General features: G+C 71.9%; 2 protein-coding genes. Both read right to left on the bottom strand.

Annotated features, from left to right (window positions below):
- Positions 1-1,010, bottom strand: a 1,010-nt coding sequence (locus tag AB0G02_RS34580) for a cytochrome P450 (RefSeq protein ID WP_360802933.1), incomplete at its 3' end; no start/stop codon positions are given.
- A 93-nt stretch (positions 1,011-1,103) separates the two neighbouring features.
- Positions 1,104-2,474 carry a M28 family peptidase gene (locus AB0G02_RS34585; RefSeq protein WP_360802936.1) on the bottom strand — a complete coding sequence of 457 codons (1,371 nt, stop codon included), beginning with the start codon at positions 2,472-2,474 and terminating at the stop codon, positions 1,104-1,106.
- Positions 2,475-2,673 lie beyond the last annotated feature (199 nt).

Here is a 2,673-nt window from a genome sequence, read left to right on the forward strand (position 1 = left end):
GCCAGCAGCACGTGCCTGCCCAGGTGGCCGCCGAAGCAGGAGTGCGTTCCTCGGCCCAACCCGAGGTGCGGGTTGGGGTTGCGGGTGAAGTCCGCGGTGTCCGGGTCGGGGAAGACCTCGGGGTCGCGGTTGGCCCCGGCCAGCACGACCACCACCACGTCACCCCGTGCCAGGCGCCGCCCGCGCAGCTCGACGTCCGCCTTGCAGTGCCTGCTGACCACCTGCACCGGTCCGACGAGCCGGATCAGCTCCTCGGCGCCGCGGCTGTCCAGCGCAGCCAGGTCGGCGCCGCGGCACGAACCGCCCTCGACCAGCCACGCCACCGCGTTGCCGAGCAGGTTGGCCGTGGTCGAGTAACCGGCGTCGAACACCGCGCGCAGCGAGTTGCGCAGCACCCGCTCGTCGGACGGCACCGCCGCCAGCACGCCGCCCGGTCCCGCTGCTCCGCGCCACCGGTCGATCATCGCGTTGAGCGTCTCCCTGGCGGCCAGCGACGGTTCGCGGCGCTCGGGGGCCAGGCCGGAGTCCATGCCGAGCACCAGCGTGCGCGAGGCGGACCGCAGCTGTTCGTGGTCGTCCGGCACGGGCACGCCGTAGAGCGCGCAGACCGCCCGCAGCGCCAGGGGTTCGGCCACCTCCACCACCAGGTCGACCACGCCGTCGAGCCGGCCGACCAGCTCCTCCGCCGCTTGGCGCACGCCGTCCGCCCAGCCCGCGAGCTCCTGGCGCCGGACCACGTCGACGAACCGGTGCCGCACGGCGGTGTGCTCGGGTGGGTCGAGGGTCTGCAGGCTCAGCACTTGCTCGGGGATCGGCTTCCCGAGCGCCCGCGGGTCCGAGCCGAAGGTGTCGGTGTCCTTGAGGACGCGGGTGCAGTCGTCGTGCCGGGTGAGCACCCAGGCGCCCAACTGCTCGTGGCGGTGCACGGGGTCCTCGGTCCGCAGCCGCGCGTACACCGCGTGCGGGTCGGCGAGCATGGCGTCCGACAGCGGGGCGAAGATGCTGCTCACCATTCTCCTCTCGGGGTCGGTGGGGCGCGGATGCCCACGCCCCACCGCGTCACTGCTCACCTAGTGCGGGTAGTCCATCGTGGACACCTCCTCTCATCGACTCAGGTCGTCGTCCACGGCGAACCGCCCCACGGCCCACGCCATCGCGCGCATCGCCTCACCCAACGCCCGGACGTGCACGTTGGACAGGTCGTCGCACGGCTGGTGGTAGCAGGGGTCGTAGGGCTGCCCGGCGACGCCGCCGAACACCGCGGCCTCGTCGGCGGTCTTGATGCCCCGCACCCCGCCGAACGCCCCACCCACCGGCACACCGGCGCGGGCGAACTGCTCCTGGTCGGAGCGGATGTCGTTGAGGTCGGCGGTGCGCAGCGGCAGGCCCTGCACGCGATACCCCTGGGTCAGCACGGCTTCCACCGCGCCGGAGCCGGGCGGGCCCGCGGGTGCGCCGACGTCCGGGTGGTCGCTGTCGTCGCCGTCCACCACGAATCGCACGAAGTTCGGAGAGGCGATCAGCTCCCAGTTCAGGTAGAGCCGGATCGCGGACAGCTCCTCCGGCGTGCGGGTCGTGACGTAGTGGGTGGAGCCGACGTTGATCAGCTCCTCCGCGCCCCAGAACGCGAAGCGCACCCGGTTCGGGACGCGGTGCTGGTACGGCGCGAGCCGCACGGCGGTCTCCAGCAACGCCGAGACGCTGGTGGCGTTGTCGTTGACGCCCGGCCCGTCCTCGCCGCTGTCCAGGTGGGCGCCCGCCATCACCACGTGGTCCGCCCGACCACCGGCGGTTTCGGCGAGCACGTTCACCGTGGTGGCGTCGGAGGACTGCCCGCTCAGCTCCAGGACACCGCTGCCGGACAACGACTCCGCGTCGCGCTGGCTGACGAACGCCACCGGCAGCGCGGTCCCGGTGGCCTGCCGGCGGATCACCGAGTCCACCGCCGGCGACGGGTCGTAGACCAGCAGAGCGCGCACACCCGCGGCCGAGGCCGCGACCGTCTTCGCCGCGGTCGTGCAGGCGCCGCTGGGCGCGACCGCGATGGCGGTGCCCGGCGGGTAGTCGGCGGTGGCGCACCCGGACGCGGTGGCGCGGGCGATGACGCCCTCCACCCGTGCCGATGGCGCGTACTGGGCCATGAGAACCCGCACCCGGACGCCGGTCGACATGGTCAGGGATTCGGTGTCGACGGTGAACTTGCGATAAGGCACGGATTGCGTGGTCACCCGGTAACCGGCGCTTTCGAGTACGCCTTCCAGGTATTCGCGGGACAGCTCGAAACCGGGTGAACCCGCCGCCCGGTTGCCACCTCCGGCCCGGGCCGCCGCGTCGAAGGCGCGCACCGAGGTCATGGCGTCCCGGGTGCTCACCGAACGGGACAACCGCTGCGCCAACCAGGTGTTCGACGAGGCTGACGCGGTGGGAACGGGTACGAGCAGAGCGGACAGCACGATAAGGACGACAATGCGCATGAAACCCCCTGGAGACGGAAAGAATGCCCTCCCGACATTTCCACCACCTGTTCGCAGGCTACTTGCACGAGTGGTGACTTCGCAACCGGAGGTCCGGTCGGCTTATTTCGCGATCGTGTGGAATGAATTCCACGCGATCATCGGGTGATCGGCTCCGGCACTGCCGGGCGCGAACCGGGGCGGTCCGGCGCGGTTCACG

Source organism: Actinosynnema sp. NPDC023658 (assembly GCF_040639995.1).
In the GTDB taxonomy this organism is placed as follows: domain Bacteria; phylum Actinomycetota; class Actinomycetes; order Mycobacteriales; family Pseudonocardiaceae; genus Actinosynnema.

What these genes read in the sequence shown, in the direction of transcription:
- AB0G02_RS34585 (WP_360802936.1), bottom strand. Translation starts at nt 2,474, where the DNA reads ATGCGCATTGTCGTCCTTATCGTGCTGTCCGCTCTGCTCGTACCCGTT.